This is a genomic window from Microbulbifer maximicatervae (SeqCode) (genome assembly GCF_052467225.1).
In genome coordinates this window covers 2,203,456-2,220,069 of sequence record NZ_CP174303.1, presented here as the reverse complement: position 1 = coordinate 2,220,069, position 16,614 = coordinate 2,203,456, and the positions used below count along the sequence as shown (strand labels likewise).

The 16,614-nt window shown below is 48.5% G+C and carries 11 protein-coding genes; 6 read left to right on the top strand and 5 right to left on the bottom strand.

Annotated features, from left to right (window positions below; all coding sequences use genetic code 11):
* Position 1: 1 nt before the first annotated feature.
* Entirely contained in the window at positions 2-1,216 is a 1,215-nt protein-coding gene (locus ACJJIZ_RS09710; RefSeq protein ID WP_444905879.1) for a hypothetical protein, read from the bottom strand.
* A gap of 158 nt (positions 1,217-1,374) precedes the next feature.
* Positions 1,375-2,976 carry a sodium:solute symporter gene (locus ACJJIZ_RS09705; protein WP_444916007.1) on the bottom strand — a complete coding sequence of 534 codons (1,602 nt, stop codon included), beginning with the start codon at positions 2,974-2,976 and terminating at the stop codon, positions 1,375-1,377.
* A gap of 246 nt (positions 2,977-3,222) precedes the next feature.
* On the opposite strand from ACJJIZ_RS09705, the gene ACJJIZ_RS09700 reads away from it, so the two are divergent.
* The 5 genes from ACJJIZ_RS09700 (at position 3,223) to ACJJIZ_RS09680 (ending at position 10,679) form a co-directional block, all read left to right on the top strand.
* A complete protein-coding gene (locus ACJJIZ_RS09700) occupies positions 3,223-4,443 on the top strand; it encodes an ROK family transcriptional regulator (protein ID WP_444916006.1) in 1,221 nt (406 codons plus the stop codon).
* A gap of 114 nt (positions 4,444-4,557) precedes the next feature.
* Complete coding sequence (locus ACJJIZ_RS09695; RefSeq protein ID WP_444916005.1) at positions 4,558-5,544, top strand: glycoside hydrolase family protein; 987 nt, start codon at positions 4,558-4,560, stop codon at positions 5,542-5,544.
* Between the two features lie 353 nt (positions 5,545-5,897).
* Entirely contained in the window at positions 5,898-8,402 is a 2,505-nt protein-coding gene (locus ACJJIZ_RS09690) for a TonB-dependent receptor (protein ID WP_444916004.1), read from the top strand.
* A gap of 198 nt (positions 8,403-8,600) precedes the next feature.
* A complete protein-coding gene (locus tag ACJJIZ_RS09685) occupies positions 8,601-9,533 on the top strand; it encodes an ROK family protein (protein WP_444916003.1) in 933 nt (310 codons plus the stop codon).
* Between the two features lie 246 nt (positions 9,534-9,779).
* A complete protein-coding gene (locus tag ACJJIZ_RS09680) occupies positions 9,780-10,679 on the top strand; it encodes an alpha/beta hydrolase (protein WP_444916002.1) in 900 nt (299 codons plus the stop codon).
* 144 nt (positions 10,680-10,823) lie between these two features.
* On the opposite strand, the gene ACJJIZ_RS09675 is transcribed toward ACJJIZ_RS09680, so the two are convergent.
* From ACJJIZ_RS09675 to pdxH, 3 genes are all read right to left on the bottom strand, one after another.
* Positions 10,824-12,155 (bottom strand): RDD family protein, encoded by a 1,332-nt coding sequence (locus tag ACJJIZ_RS09675; protein WP_444916201.1) that lies wholly within the window; start codon positions 12,153-12,155, stop codon positions 10,824-10,826.
* Positions 12,155-13,846: an Hsp70 family protein gene (locus ACJJIZ_RS09670; protein WP_444916001.1), complete on the bottom strand. Its 1,692-nt coding sequence runs from the start codon at positions 13,844-13,846 to the stop codon at positions 12,155-12,157. Before ACJJIZ_RS09670 ends, ACJJIZ_RS09675 begins: the two co-directional genes overlap by 1 nt.
* Before the next feature lie 236 nt (positions 13,847-14,082).
* Positions 14,083-14,721, bottom strand: a complete 639-nt coding sequence (gene pdxH / locus ACJJIZ_RS09665; RefSeq protein WP_444896569.1) for a pyridoxamine 5'-phosphate oxidase — start codon at positions 14,719-14,721, stop codon at positions 14,083-14,085.
* Positions 14,722-14,988: 267 nt separating this feature from the next.
* Between pdxH and ACJJIZ_RS09660 the strand changes: the two genes are divergently transcribed.
* On the top strand, positions 14,989-16,593 hold the full coding sequence (locus tag ACJJIZ_RS09660) for a 5-guanidino-2-oxopentanoate decarboxylase (RefSeq protein WP_444916000.1): 1,605 nt from the start codon (positions 14,989-14,991) through the stop codon (positions 16,591-16,593).
* Positions 16,594-16,614 lie beyond the last annotated feature (21 nt).

Below are 16,614 nucleotides of genomic sequence, written 5' to 3'. Positions count from 1 at the left end.
TCTAGAAAACATCCGGATCATCTATCAAACTTGCATTTTCCAACCCATAGTACTCGATCACCCAAGCATAACTCTGGTATATCTCATAACGAGTCGGATAGGCCCGCCCCACTTCATCCCAGCGTTTCCGCGCATTGGAATAGCTGGAACCTTTGATAACTCCTGACAACTCGAACTCATCACCATTATGGGGATTCATGACCGTTGTGGTATAGGGAACTTCAACCTCGCTATTTTCCACCATCATCCGCGCCATCATCAATCCATAGGCGGGTACATTAGATGGCATGGCATCTTTAACAGTTTCCTGGTTGCTTTTGGTCGATGTTTCCCCAACGGTCGTTGAAACACTAAAAGTCTCAGAAAAACTGAATGTAATGGAGCCACTATTTTCAACAGCGCCGGGAACACCGACCTTGTAACCCTCGGTCAAGCTAACTCCAGCAGTAACCGAAATACCCATAGTATTAGTCCAGGTATCTGTTTCACTCTTCCCGTCGGTATACCAGACTTCTGTACTGTCGTTTTGGGCAATACTGCCAGAGTTTTCAAGTAATCTCTCACCAAAGAATGTCCTGGTATTGTTGGGGGTTTCCACAATCTGATCCCAGTGAATCTCTACGCCAGATTCCACCAATTCCAAACGATCCGCAACGCAAGGGTAAATACTCCAAACTTTACTATCACTCGCAGTACCAGCAAATCCAACTACTGACCGGGTTCCAATACTTAGATGGTATTCCTCCCACTTATACCAGCCATTATTACCTCCAAAGGTAATATCACGGGTTGAGTTATCAGCCATGTCTTTCAAGTAGACTCGAATCCTGGAAATATTGCCATCGCGCTTTTTATAGAAGCGCCAACCCTGAATATATTCGGTAGCACCAAGCAACTTTCGATACCCGGAGATTGTGGTTTTGCCAACCTCCTCATCTCCTGCATATAAGTATTCGAGTTTTAACCCTTTGATTCTCTCATCACCGCTAAAACTGGTTATAGCGGTGATCTTGTCTCCAGGGATTCGGGTGGTAACATAGCTATCACACATATCGAAATCGCTACCATTCCCACTCTTACCATACTGAAATATTGTATCGTACCTTAGGGTCCCACCATTATCTGATGTATTAAAGTACTGATCCAAAATATTTTCTGTTGCACTAATCTGCACAGAAGCCAATAAACCTAACATCGCTGTGACGAAATACTTCATAGTCAACACCTTCTTTATAAGATTATTCTTTTAAACGGATACAACTATCTGAGTACAACCTTTTGTCAACTTCGTCCGTGTCCAACCCTCCTGTATTGCCTTTATTGTTTAAGTTTTCCATCCTGTGGGGTGAAAAATAGAAGTAATCTGACTTCGCGCTACCAGAACGAACCCACCACCAACGCAGTAACCACAAGCAGTAGCACAGATAGAACTCGATAGTTCTGCCATAATGGCTGTGCTTTTAGGGATACGGTCTCAGTGTCAAAATCGCTTTTAGACCAAGTGAAAGACTTGGCTTCTTCGCTAATCTCAGTAGGATAAAGCAGGCTGGCAATCACCAATACCAGTGAACAGAAGACAAATAAAATTGGAGCAATATAGAGGAAATGTAAGCTTGTCCAGTCGAAGACTTCATTGACAAAAAAGAGGCCAGCACCGCCCAAGGTACCTAACAGCAAAGTAGCCATAGCTCCCCTGGAGTTAGCACCACGCCAAAAGAATCCGATCAGGAAAAGTGCCAGTACAGGGGGAACTGCATAGGAAAGCACCTTCTGCAGATACTGGAATAAGGAACCAAAACTCTCAATTTGTGGTGCCCAAAGTACGGCAAGTATCATAAAGATAAAGGTGACCAGCTGACCTACACGCATTAACTGGTGCTGGTTTAGGCCTGGAAAAAACTTCCGCACAAAGTCCATGGTCACCAGCGTGGAAGCTGAATTAAGCGTGGAATCAATTTGCGACATTAGTGCAGCAACAAAACCGGCCAACACTAGCCCCAGGATACCGACAGGCAACAGCTCAAATAGCAGAGTGGGATAAACCATATCTGCGCGCTCTAGTTCCGGGAAAATAACAATCGCCATAGTGCCAGGCAGAACCATGATAAACAGCACGGGAAGTTTGAGCAGACCGGCAAATAAGGCTCCCCAGCGGCCGTGATTGACATCTTTCGCACTGAGTACCCTTTGCACCATAAATTGGTTAGTACACCAGAAATAAAATCCCAGCAGGGTGACTCCCGTAATTAGCCCCAACCAGGGCACACTCGAATCACCTATGGGCCGTATCAGACTCAATTGTTCCGCCGAGACCTGGGATACAACATTTTCCCAACCTCCTGCGCGACCCAGGGCAAAAATACTGATCAGGATTGAACCAAATATCAGCAGTAGCGCCTGAATGGTGTCGGTATAAATAACGGCCGCCAAACCTCCACAGATGGTGTAGATACCCGCGATCACCGCCAAAATTGAAATCGTGGTCCAAATTGGTAATTCAGGAAATATCAACTTCATTACCAGGGCCCCTGCATAGAGGCTACCTGCAGTATCAACCACAATATTCAGGAAAATAGTCAATCCCGAAAAATAAGTGCGCGCGGTGCTGTTAAAGCGACGCTCAAGCATTTCCGGCATCGTGTAAATGCGCGAGCGAAGAATTGTGGGCAGATAGAAAACGGCAAAGAAAACCAGGATAACCGCCGCCATCCACTCATAGTTGAAGACCGCTATGCCAGTGCTGTAAGCATCTCCGGCCAAGCCGATCAAAGTGGTACTCGATATATTGGAAGCGAACAGGGATAAGCCAATCAAGGGCCATACCATTTTCCTCCCAGCCAGGAAGTAGTCCTCTGCAGTATCGTGGCGGCGACTTAGGAAGAGCCCAAGGGCGATGGTGAAAACAAAATAGACGACCAGAATGGTCGCATCGACTGGGTGAAGACCAAAATCGACCGGCATAACTTCCTCGTTCACTGCTAGCAGCGTATTTTTAGAATGATTTGCTTGAACTTGGCCAAAAATTAAATCACAGTGGTTTAATTAAGTAAAGCCAAGCTTCAATAAACAAAAAAAGCTATATTAATCAATAGGTTATATAAACTCCGATCTTAGTGCCAACGAAGTCAATAGACTAAGCAAAGGCTTTAAAGTTACACTTTTAACAATAGAACCGGACAATCAGTGGCCGGATCAGATCACGTTTCATCTCAGGGGGCACGGATGGGTAAAGGTAGCAATTCCAGTGGTTTACGCCGTTATAACGAGCGAGTGGTGCTTACGACCCTGCGGAAGACTGGCGCAGCCTCCAAGTCCGACCTAGCGCGCCAAACTGACCTCACCGCTCAGGCGGTTACCCGGATTGTCGATGATTTGGAAAGCGCAGGGCTGGTAATGCGAGAGGGGCGGCGACTGGGCGGCAAAGGCCAACCCTCGATTATGTACGTTATTAACCCTACTGGTGCTTACTCTGTCGGTATCAAGGTGGGACGGCGCAATATCGAGCTGCTACTAATGGATTTTGGTGGCACAGTACTAAAGAAGATTTGCCACGAGTTTGAATTCCCGGAGCCCGAATTTTTATTGGCAAAAATTGAATCGGGCCTCCAGGCACTTACTGATACCCTACCCGCTAAAGACAGAGGGAAACTAGTGGGCGTTGGTATCGCTATGCCCTGGTTTATCGGCGCCTGGACCGAAGAGCTCAATATGAGTGAAGAACTTGCCGCCCAGTGGCAGGAAATTAATTTTGCTGAAGAAGTTGCTCAGCGCACACATCTGCCGGTCTTCTTCGAGAACGACTGTTCCGCTGCTGCTGTTGCCGAATTGCAGTTTGGCAATGGCCAAGACATATCCAATTTTCTCTACGTTTATATCGGGACCTTTATCGGTGGAGGCCTGGTATTAAATGGCAGCCTGGAAACCGGCGTCCATGGCAATGCGGGCAACCTGGTTTCCCTGCCAGTGCCCCGCTCAAAACTTAGCAGCACCCCTGAAAATCAAGGAGCATTTGAGCTACTCCTCAATCGCGCTTCACTATTTGGGCTGCGCAGACATTTACGAGAGTGCGGCATCGAAATTACCAGCACTTCCGAACTTGAAACGGTAATGGACCAGGCCCGCCCTCAGATCCAGGAGTGGCTGGACGACTGTGCAGATGCGCTGGTTTATGCATTTCTATCGGCAAACAGCGTACTGGACCTGGAGGCTATTATTGTCGATGCGCATTTACCCCGCTTTTTATTAGACGAACTGGTCGAAATGATTTCTCGCAGGATAAAGCAGGTGGCGCCTTCAGGCGTATTTGCGCCCAAAATTGTCAGTGGAAAAATTGGAGTCGATGCCATCGCCACAGGCGGTGCGATTTTGCCTTTTTACTCAATTTTTGCACCGGATAAAACAGTTCTATTAAAGGGCGGCATACCTGGAAGAATATCTACCTGATTGCGCCTTAATTGGAACCCCAGAAAAGCATAAAAATAACTCTGGGCTCCTTAAGAATAATCAAAGCAATAACTCACCGGCAAATTTCCAATCAGCACTAATGAGGTAAATATCATGGCATTTAATCTCGATAATAAATGGGTATGGGATTTTTGGTTCGCGCAGGACGGCGACCAGTACCATGTATTTTACCTTCAAGCCGATAAATCACTGGGCGATCCTGAGCTGCGCCATTGGAATGTATCTGTCGGTCATGCCGTTTCTACGGACCTTATTCATTGGACTACGCTCCAGGATGCACTGAAACCCTCACCTCGAACTGCAACCGCCAACGAGGAAGCTGCAGACTCTTACACTACCTGGACCGGCTGTGTACACAGAGAAGGCGATACCTGGTATATGTTTTATACCGGTACTAAATATTCGGAGAAAGGCCTGATTCAGCGGGTCTGCCTGGCAACTTCCAAGGACTTATTACACTGGGAAAAACACCCCGACAACCCCCTGGTGGAATTAGATCCCAATTTCTACGATGGCCTGAACCTTGAATATTGGCACGATGCATCCTGGCGTGACCCATGGATCGTTAAGGACCCCTCGCAGAATCTCTACCATATGTATCTCACTGCGCGCTGTAACCAGGGCAGCCCTGATGGGCGTGGCGCAGTTGGCTATGCCAGTTCAACAGACTTAATTTACTGGAAAGTAGGACAACCGGTACTGGCTCCCGGCTGGTATGGTGAAATGGAAGTACCGCAAATTGAATATATCCATGGCCGCTACTACTTATTCTGCTCAGTATCGACAAAGTTCCACAGCGCTGCCCATCGACAATCCATGCAGGGTACACCACTGACTGGCACAAAATATTTTGTCGCCGATGATTTGAATGGCCCATACGAAGTGGTTGGAGATGGCTTTATCGGCGCAGACCAGCAGGGATCACTCTATTCTGGCCGGGTCATTCAGGGGCCGGACCAACATTGGTATCTGCTGGCTTTTAATCGGGACGATGCCGAGGGCAACTTTATCGGCGGTATCTGCGACCCCAAGCGCATCGAGTTTATGGACGATGGACAACTGGAATTGGCCAAAGACTAGTAGGCAGGAATCGCAAAAAAATCCTTAGGTAGATGCTCACCGGAAGCATCTACTGCCCCGTATCCCCTTCTCTCGCAACCAGTGTTACTTAGAAAGACAAGCAGCGCTGTCACCAAAAGCAAAGATAGATACCGCAAAAATCACTACTTCTCTTTGGTCTACTTATTTATTTGCTAATTCCAATGCGTAAATTCCGCAAATTTTCGTATTGCCTTTATTAAATCACAGTGATTTAATAAATGTGTTCGCGGGGAGAGGTCCCACCCATGCGGTAACAGGAAGAGAGTCTCGAGTCCGCAGAGAACGGGCCGTGAAAAATCTAATAACCATAAGAGATGATTGAGGAGAGCACCGTGATTGCAGAGGGCTTCCAAGCAGGTTCAGAGACACAGAAACACTTTAAACCACACTCCATAGCCCTGGCAGTTGCCATGGCCTCCAGCGTAGCGGTACCGGCAACAGCTGAGGAAATGCCGGAAATTGAAGAGGTGATGGTTACCGCAACCGCCCGACCGGTTACCAAGATGGAATCCAGCGTATCCGTTAGTGCACTGGACACTGAGGAAATGGCGAAGTACGCCCCGCGCTCTACCGCAGAGCTGTTCCGCAGCTTACCCGGTATTCGGGCGGAATCCTCCGGTGGGGGCGGCAATGCAAATATCACCGTTAGAGGTATTCCCCTGGCAACTGGCGGCTCCAAATATATGCAAATCCAGGAAGACGGATTGCCTGTATTAGAATACGGCGATATTAATTTCGGTAACACTGACAACTTTGTTCGCACCGACTCCTCTCTCGCACGTATAGAAAGCGTACGCGGCGGCTCTGCCTCCACCTTTGCCAGTAATTCACCTGGTGGTGTGATCAATATGATCAGCAATACCGGCGAAGAAGAAGGTGGTAATGTAGGACTTTCGTTTGGTGCGGACTACGATGAATCCCGCCTGGACTTTGGCTATGGCCACCACTTGAATGACACTTTGCGATTCTATGTCGGCGGATTTTTAAGAGAAGGAGAAGGCATCCGCGAGACCGGCTTTGATGGGGATTCCGGCGGCCAACTCAAGGCCAACCTCACCAAAGAGTTTGATAACGGTTATGTCCGCCTCTATTACAAACATCTCGATGACCGGGTAACAACTTATCTTCCTGGCCCTGTAACCTATAAGGGCGATGGTGAATTCGGCACGGTTGCCAACTTCGATGCCAGCAGCCAAACCCTGCATTCCGATAATTATCGATACATTTCCACTTTTGATGCCTACGGCAATCCGGTAACCCGCGACTTATCCGACGGTATCGAATCTCTGGTGGAAGCCTATGGCTTTGAAACCAAATTCGAATTTAATGATGGCTGGACTGTTACCGACAAATTCAGAATTTCTGATGTTAGCGGCAGCTTTATTTCCCCCTTTACCGATACTTTCGGCGATTACGGACCACAATCCACACAGGATATGGCTGATACCATTTGTGCAAATGCCGTAGGCAGTAGCGGAGAGGCCATAGACTGTAGCGCCGGCACAACGGTGACTTATGCCAATGGTGAAGAGGCCGAAGGCCTCGCCTATGTCGACCTGCTCTTTGATACAGAAATACACGATTTGGGTCTGATAGTTAACGACTTTAAAGTCGACAAATTAATTGGCGATAATATTGTTGTTTCCGGTGGGTTCTATTACTCCAACCAAAATATCAAAACCAGCTGGAATAGTTGGAATGCCCTAGTTCAAACTGTTGACGGCAGCAATTCTGAAAACCTCACCATAACTGCCAATGCCAACGGAGATGTACTGGTAGATGATGGGGTCTGGTCTGCAAGCTTTCTTTCCTGGGCCTGGGACCTGGAATATGAAACTTATGCACCCTATATGAATGTGGCGATCGACATCGGCGACTTTACCTTCGATGTCAGTGCCCGCCACGATATGGTCAATGCCAAAGGCTCCCTGGTTTCCAGCTGCTGCGGTGGTGATACAGACTACGATCTGAATGGCGATGGTATTATCAGCGATGTGGAAAGTGCTAGCGCTTCCGATGCCTTTGGATTCACCGGCGGCGTCATCACAATGGCCAATGGATCCACCCAGCTCGTTGACTACGATGCAGACAACACCTCTTTCTCTCTCGGTGGAAATTATATTCTCAACGACAGCATGGCTATTTTTGCCCGCTACAGCGAGGGTGGTCGAGCAATTGCCGATCGGCTTCTACAAATTAGCGGCGCTCTCAACAGTGACGGAAGCCTAACCGACACCACCGATGGCTTCGACTCTGTGGACCAGCTGGAAATTGGATACAAACTCTCAACCGGCGATCTGGATTTCTTTGCAACTTACTTCAATACGGTCACTGAAGAGACCAATGCAGAAATCACTAGCGGCTTAACGTTTGTACGCGAGTATGAAGCCCAAGGAATCGAGCTGGAAGCAGCCTACAGTTATGGAGACTTTTCCGTAAATGGAAACCTCACCTGGACCGACGCCGAAATTTCAAAAGATGCCAACGACAGTTCTGTCGTAGGTAATACGCCGCGCCGCCAAGCTGATTTCATTTACACGATTACCCCGCAATATAACTTTGGCGATGACTTTACATTTGGTGCAAGCCTCCAAGGGTCTACAGAATATTTTGTTTCTGACTCCAACCAGTTGAAACAGGAAGGTTATGTCCTGGTCAATCTGTTTGGTTCTTATTACCTGACAGAAGACCTTACCGTTTCCTTTAATGTAAACAACCTCACCGATGAATTTGTTATTACCGAAGTTGAAGAGTCTTACGCAGAAGTTGGAGACATAGTACGCGGACGGGCTATCAGTGGCCGCTCCACCAGCGTCAGTTTCAATTACGCTTTTTGATCGTTGTTCTTCCCTACTCTAGTAAGTGGTTTGCAGTTCTGCCCATAGCTTTGCAAACCCCGAGCGTCTGGCCCCCACCGGCGCTCGGTTTTTTTCTTTCAGAAACAATATAACCAGCTATAAACTATCAGTGGTGTAAGTTCAGCGACCATCAACTGATAATACGAATAACTTATGTAACCCGGGGAGCGGATTAGGATGGAAATGCAAGGCAATGCGGTAGATACCTTGCTCGGCGGAATTGAAGCCGGTGGTACCAAATTTAACTGTGTGGTAGCCGCTGGGATTAATGACATCCGTGAGCGAGCCAGCTTCCCAACCACCGATCCAGAACATACGCTATCCAAGGTCGCTCAGTTTTTTCACGAAAGCAGCCAGCGCCACGGCACTGTTTCTGCGCTGGGCATAGCCAGCTTTGGTCCGGTAAACCTGGACCCAGAATCCGCCTACTATGGCTATATCACCCAAACACCTAAAGCTGGCTGGTCCAATACCAATATGGCAGGCTACTTCAGCCAAGCCCTATCAGTACCAGTTGCTTTCGATACAGATGTTAATGGCGCCGCCCTTGGAGAACACCTCTGCGGCGCTGCAACAGATGTTAAGAACTTTGTCTACGTCACCATCGGTACCGGTATCGGCGCCGGCATTATGATCGACGGGCAGCTGATCAATGGATCTATGCACCCGGAAATTGGGCATATGCTGATGCCTAGAGACAGCCAAAAGGATTCTTTTAAAGGCAACTGCCCATTTCATAACAACTGCCTTGAAGGACTGGCTTCAGGCCCTGCGATAGAGGAGCGTTGGGGACTGCGTGGCCAACACCTGGAACAACACCATCCGGCCTGGGACCTGGAGGCGGAGTATCTGGCCACTATGTGCGTCAACCTTACCAGCTGCTACTCACCACAGCGGATCATACTGGGGGGCGGAGTGATGATACAGGCGCACCTATTCAACCGCATAAGGCAAAAATTCCTATGCTTAGCCGGTGGTTACTTTCCCCAAGTCTCAGAAAGTAATATTGAACGGTATATCGTTGCACCAAAACTAGTGGGAAGATCCGGTGAAGTCGGCTCCCTACGGATGGCCCAGCACCTATACAACACTAAAAACGTCATTGCCTGAACCTGGGAAGGGACATTCCCTTCCTGCCAATCCTCTTCTCAGTGGATGTGGTTTCCACGTGCAATATCCCTATTTCTGTGATTACGACCACTTCTTGAGCAAAAATTTGCGATGCAGAGTGATTCCTGCGGCAGTAACCCCCTCCCCAGCTAGCGACTCCCTTTACCTATCTGTTAGGCTTCCATACAGATACCTCTAGTAAGCAGGGCGATAACAGGTAAGTTTCAGCGCCCCTCAGGGATAGCAATGAAAATAATTAGATTATTAGTGATAGGTATTCTTAGTGCCTGTTGCCAGCTGGCAGTGGCCGGCAGTGCCGAACCCACAACTTTCACTCGCCCAGGGATACTGTCCTACAACTTTTACTCTGATTTACTAGAGCGTGAGTACGTTATCGACATAATGCTGCCTCTCTCGTACACCCCGGAAAACACCGATCGCTATCCAGTCATTTATATGACCGATGGGTTTCTGCATTTCCCTATGACAGCCCCTAACCTTCTTCAGGAACAGGTTCCCGATGAGTTTGGCAATGTCAAAATGCCCCCTGTAATTCTGGTAGGTATCTCCCACGCTTTTGACAGCCCGAATTTCGCCCAGCGAGTAATGGATTTCACCCCCGTGCCTGGTGTGATCAAAGGTGCTGAACTAGGTGGCGGCGCAGATCACTTTCTTGAGTTTATCGAAGAGGAACTCAAACCCTTTATCAATAATAATTTTAAAGGTAACGAAGAAGACGAAACCCTAGTGGGCCATTCCCTGGGTGGGCTTCTGGCTCTCCATGCACTTTTTAACCACACCAATAGCTTTGACCGATATGTCATTGGAAGCCCCAGTATTTGGTGGGCAGATAAGCAAATTTTAGATAGTGAATTGGCCTATGCAGAACGCAATGCCGATTTAGGAAAAAGTGTGTATTTATTTATTGGTGGTGAGGAGACTTGCAGTGAAATCGACTCAGTTTGCGCAGTAAAAGACTTCTCTCAACTAGTAAAAAGATTGAAGTCCCGTAACTACAATAGCCTTACCCTAAGAAAACGTGTATTTGATAACGAGAATCACGGTAGTGTTGTTAATCCAGGCTATGATCGAGGGATAGAGAAAGCCTTTAAAGCAAAGCTTATTCCGCGAAAGTACTCCTTTTAAATAAAAAATTCAAATTCATTTAACTAAGAGTTTTCGGAGAAATCTAGCTATATTCAAGCACCAGCCTCTTAAACATACAAGTCAACTTACATTAAGAAGTACTTATAGATAAGGGAAGAGCGGGAACCAATCCCCGCTCTAAAGCTAAGCTTTTCTCAAACGGCGTAAATGCTCTTCATGAGTCTTACGCATATTAATAACATAAGTGCGACTTAACCGATCATGCAATAATTTGTTAACCAGGAAGAAGTTGATAATCCATGCAAAAAGCCCAAATGCACTAGTGAAAGCAAAGCTCACAGTTCTCCAAAGCCCTCGCAAGTATCCAATCCGCCCAAATTTTTGACTGGTTACTCGATAGCCCATTATATACTTGCCAGGTGTTGCCTGAAGTTTGGAACACTCAAACAACCAAGCAAATAACAGGTAGGCTCCAAAACAAAAAGGTATGACTTTTGCGGCTGCTACAGCTTCCGGCAATCCAAAGATTTTCATCATCGCCGCAGTTGCAAGAGAGCCTACGGCCATATAAGTCATAACCAAGTCTAAAAAGAATGCAACGCCTCTAGGTACAACATCACCAAAAAAGTACTTTTCATAGCGCTCTTCAAATTCAGCCTCACTTTGTGCCTTTACCTTGCCCCCGCCACGAAGCCCTTGCAAAGGATCAATACGGGACTCATGGGTTTCCAAGCTATTAAATATGCTATTGCACAACTTTTCATCAAGCGCTTGGTAGAGGTAAGACGCATTCCCTCGCCAATCGAACAGCTCGTCACAGTACTGCAGGATGTTCGGCGTTACTTGCGGGCGAAACCTTGCGGACTTACCCCCCTCTACAGCATTTTGATTAAATTGGGCAAAGCGTTCAAATACAGAAAGACCTAAGTTCCAATTATACTCCTCATCCAGCATATAGGGACTCTTGGTGAGAAAGTCCCAACTCCTCTCCAGGCTCATTTCCAAGTGATTATTAAGCATTTCATCAACTTGCTTAAGCACCCGCCGAAATTCTTCAATACGCAAATCTCTATCCGGGTCTTGCGGCTCCCGAGATTCACTTGGCTGCGTATCAGGGGATACACCTTCGCTCTGTTCCAAGGGGTCAGAAACGCTCTCTTGCTTCGCTGGGTGTTCTTCAGCTGCGAGCGGAGTTAACACTTCATCAGTGGAAGGCCGCACTTCTGTTTCCTGCGCCCCTTCTAATACAGCTACCCTTTCACTGTTAACCTTCTCATGGCTTGTGCTTCCTGCCTGCCCTAGTGAAGGAGTTTCCAAGGAGGCTTCCGCATGCCCGGCAGTCTCCTCTTGCAATTGCTCAGCCAGTTTCAATGCTTGCTTATAAGCTGTATGAAGTGCCTGGAATTCTTCCGGCTTTTCATCAGGGCGGGTTTGCTTTAGTTTTTTTGCATAAGCGCGCTTAATCGCCCGAGCATCAGTGATGGGGTTAATTTCAAGAATGGCCCAGGGATTCATCAAATCCAATCCTCGCCATCCAACCGATCCAGAATTTCACTAACCTCAGTTCGAGCCTTAATAATTTCTGTAGGGTTTTGCCTTTCTAGGACGCTATCAAAGGATGACAGTAATTTGGCAATATACTCACGCTGCTCGCCCAGACTGGATTCATACAAGCGCTCACCACGAGCAATGATTGCCTGGTTTTTTTCATCTTCACGGGGGTGGAATTTCAGTTTTGCCAGCTTTTGCAGGGCTTCAGCCTTTTGTACATCGGAGAGAGCTCCCGGCGTAAACTCAATTAACTTGTTGAAGGTTTTACCCGTGGAGACCACAGTCACATCCACTTCTAAAAGTCCATTCATATCGTAGGTGTAGCGAATATCTGCCGCCTCTTCCCCTTTAGGCTTTTTCGGCACAGGAACCGTCATCTCACCCAGGTACACATTTTTAGATACCAGACGATTCTCTCCTTGGTATACGTCTACACAAAGTTGGGTTTGATCATCCCGAGCAGTCCACACTCTCCTTACAACACTGACTGGTACAACCGTGTTGCGCTCGATAATAGGCATGAAGTAGGCACCGAGCTGCGGATTATCTTCATTGATAACCCCAGTTCCCAAGGTGTAAGGGCATACATCAGTCAGGACAATATCATCCAGTGCTGAGTTCTTTTCTTTTAAGCCAGCCTGAATAGCTGCTCCCATCGCAACGACAGTGTCCGGGTCCAAATGGCAGGCTGGCAGACGGCCAAACATTCGACCAACCATAGAACGAAACTGGGCCATGCGCGTCGAACCGCCAACCAATACCACTTCATCAATTTTCTGTGGGGGCAAATCAGCATCGCGCATTGCCCGCTCAATTGGCCGCTTCGCTCTTAACAACAGAGGTGTGCTGAGTTTCTCAAACCACTCTGGAGTCACCTGGAATTGCAGGGAGCGCCCATCAAGTTGTAATTCAAGTTTTTGCTCAGGTTGCTGGCTAACTCGACGTTTGGCGCTTTCCATTTGCATATATAAGTTTTGCAAATCGCGAGGGCTTAAGGCTTCTTTCTTGATATCAAACTCAGCCAGGACATCATCGATCATTGCCTCAACGAAATCTTCTCCACCGAGGAAGTTATCTCCGGCACTGGCATGAACTTCCATAATGCCATCGAAAAATTCCAGAATGGAAACATCGAAGGTGCCACCCCCAAGATCTAAAATAAGGAAGTTTCCTTCGCGCTTATCGTGTAAACCATAAGCAATGGCAGCCGAAGTTGGCTCGTTAATAAGGCGCTCTACTTTTAATCCCGCAAGTTCTCCTGCCAACTTGGTGGCATGGCGCTGATTATCATTAAAATAAGCTGGGACACTGATTACCGCCTCGGTTACCTCTTCACCAAGAAAAGTTTCAGCATCTTCTTTGAGCGCACGTAAAATTAACGAGGAGAGTTCTGTTGCACTAAATTTCTGTTTCCCCAGGGAAACTTTGTGGTCAGTGCCCATTAAACGCTTAAACGCAGCTACAGTGGTACTACTGTGATTAATAAGACGTTCTTTAGCCGTTTTGCCGACTAGCAATGTGCCAGAATCATCAAGCCCCACAACTGACGGGGTCAAAATTTCACCCAAACGGTTGGGGATTAGTTTTACCCCCTCGTCGGTCAGTACCCCGCAAGCACTATTAGTGGTTCCCAAGTCGATACCAATAATGGCCATATTTCCCCTACCTACCCTTGGATTCGAATTGCAAAAACGATCGAATCTATAGAATTTTTAAGACATTAGTTTTAGCTATATTTATGGCGCATTATTCTAAGCGGCCTTGACCACAAATTGCCAGATAAGACACCGCTATAAAACAATATCAGGGGATAGGTACTCACAAAGTGAGGCGTGATTAAGCGGTTAGTTGTGGCCCAAAGGGCTGGGCCACGAAAAGATAAATATAAAAATTAGGGAGCGCGACGCTCTATATTCCAGCTTTCCTTTTCTTCACGGCGATAAATAAAACGATCGTGCAATCTATTTTCACCCCCCTGCCAAAACTCAACAGCATTGGGTACCACACAGTAGCCGCCCCAAAATTCTGGCAATGGAATTGTTTTACCGGCAAAGCGAGCCTTTTCTTTATCAAACTGTTGCTCGAGTTCCTCCCTGGACGAAAGCGGCCGGCTCTGGTGCGAGGCCCATGCGGCCAACTGGCTATCCAGGGGGCGCGACTGGAAATAGGCCTCTGCCTGCTCGCGGGAAACGGGCTCCACCTTCCCATAAACAATCACCTGCCGCTCGAGACGGCACCAGGGAAACAACAGCGACACCTGAGGGTTAACGGCCATATCTCGGGCCTTGTCACTCTGTAAATTGGTATAGAAAACGAAACCCTTCTCATCGAAGCCTTTCAGCAAAACAATCCGCTGCGAGGGGTGCCCGTCCGCGTTAGTGGTGGCAAGACACATGGCGCTGGCATCAACTAATTCTGCTTCAACAGCTTCTGCAAGCCACTTGCGAAACTGCTCCACGGGGGTCGGCTTCAATTCAGAGCGCCTTAAACCACCCATTTGGTATTCCCGACGCCATTGATCGATTTCCATGGTGATACTTCCTCGGTTGTTCTAGCTCAAAGTTTATTCAGCGAAGTGCCGGAAGGCTATTGTGCGGCAGCCACCTCGTCAAATTCCGCAAAATCTACTGACAGGTAAAGTAACCCAAGCGTACAAAGTTTCCTGCCGCAGTGCCGGGTGAATCTCAATTTTCCTGCGATATTGCCTGTGAAGGTGCAGACTCTGCGGGTGCTTGCACGGCTTTTGGTGGGCCGCTAGGCTCACTGCATTTTTACACGAATAAGGAAAATGGTGCTTATGTCCTCTGCGCCCACATGCGCCCAGGTGCTGATGCGCCTGCTGCGCGAATACCAGGTAGAAAAAGTTTTCGGGATTCCCGGCGTACATACCATTGAACTGTATCGCGGCCTGCCCGGTAGCGACTTGATGCATATCACGCCAAGGCATGAGCAGGGCGCCGCCTTTATGGCAGACGGTTATGCCCGCGCCAGCGGCAAGCCCGGTGTCTGTTTCCTGATCACTGGGCCGGGGCTGACCAACGCAGCCACTGCGATGGCGCAAGCTTACTCAGACTCAATTCCCATGCTGGTTATTTCCGCCGTCAATCGCCGGGAAGACCTTGGCATGGGCCGTGGGCGCCTGCATGAGCTACCCCGCCAAAGCGATGCCAGTCGAGGCTTCTGTATCTGGCAGCACACCCTGACCCAGGCAGAACAATTACCGGAAGTGATGGCACGGGCATTCCAGCTATTGCAGTCCAGCCGCCCCGGCCCTGTCCATATCGAAATCCCTATCGATTTATTCCCCGCGCCTATGTCCGGCAAGCTGGACGATTACCGCGCGGCACCCAATGCCATGGTACCGGCAGCCAACGCGACAGCTATCGCAACTGCTACCCAGTGGCTGCAAGCTGCCGAACGCCCGGTGATTCTGCTGGGCGGTGGCGCGCAATCTGCTGGAGAGGCGGCAACACAGGTATCAGAAAAAATTGCAGCTCCAGTCTTCCTGTCTCTGGCCGCCAAAGGCGCTGTCGATGAAAGACATCCTCTGTGTGGCGGAGCCAATCTCAGTTTTGATTGCGTGCGTGAGCGAGTGGAAACTGCCGATGTGGTCTTGGCCGTTGGCACAGAGCTTTCGGAAACCGATCGCAACCTGGTGAGAGAGGATTACGCTTTCTCCGGCAAACTGATCCGCATCGACATTGATCCGGCTCAGCTGGTATGCAATGCCCAGCCGGACTTGGCCATCTGTGCCGATGCAGTAGAAAGCCTTCAGCAATTAAGCGAAGCCCTGGTTCAGTGCGAAGAGAGCTCAAAACAGCGCGTAGAAGAGGAAGTTTCACAATTAATCGGTAACTGCCGCAAAGAGTGGTGGGAAGGTTCTGAGGAGCGCTTCCCTTGGGTTGAAGCTCTGCGCGAAGCCCTGCCCGATGAGGGAATTCTGGTTACCGACTCCACACAACTGGCCTATAACACTAACCACGCCTTGCCGCTGTACCATCCTCGCAGCCATATTACCTGCACCACCGGTTACGGCACGCTGGGCTTTGCCCTGCCCGCCTCGATCGGGGCCAAGTTATCCAGCGAGCGGGACGTAGTTGCCTTGATCGGCGATGGCGGCCTGATGTTTACTCTCGGTGAGCTGGCCGTTGCAGTAGAACAGCAACTGCCCCTGCCAATACTGGTTTGGAATAACAGCGGCTATGGAGAGATTCGCGACTTTATGGATGCCGCAGAAGTACCTCAAGAAGGTGTTAATCTTCGCACTCCGGATTTTGTCGCACTGGCAAAATCTTTTGGCGCTGAAGGTTGTCGCATCGACAAACCACAGCAATTAGCTACGGCAGTCGCAGAAGCCCTGCAACGCAAAACACCAACAATTATCGAAATCACCGCCCCTTGAACTGGCGCGAAGCAAACGGAA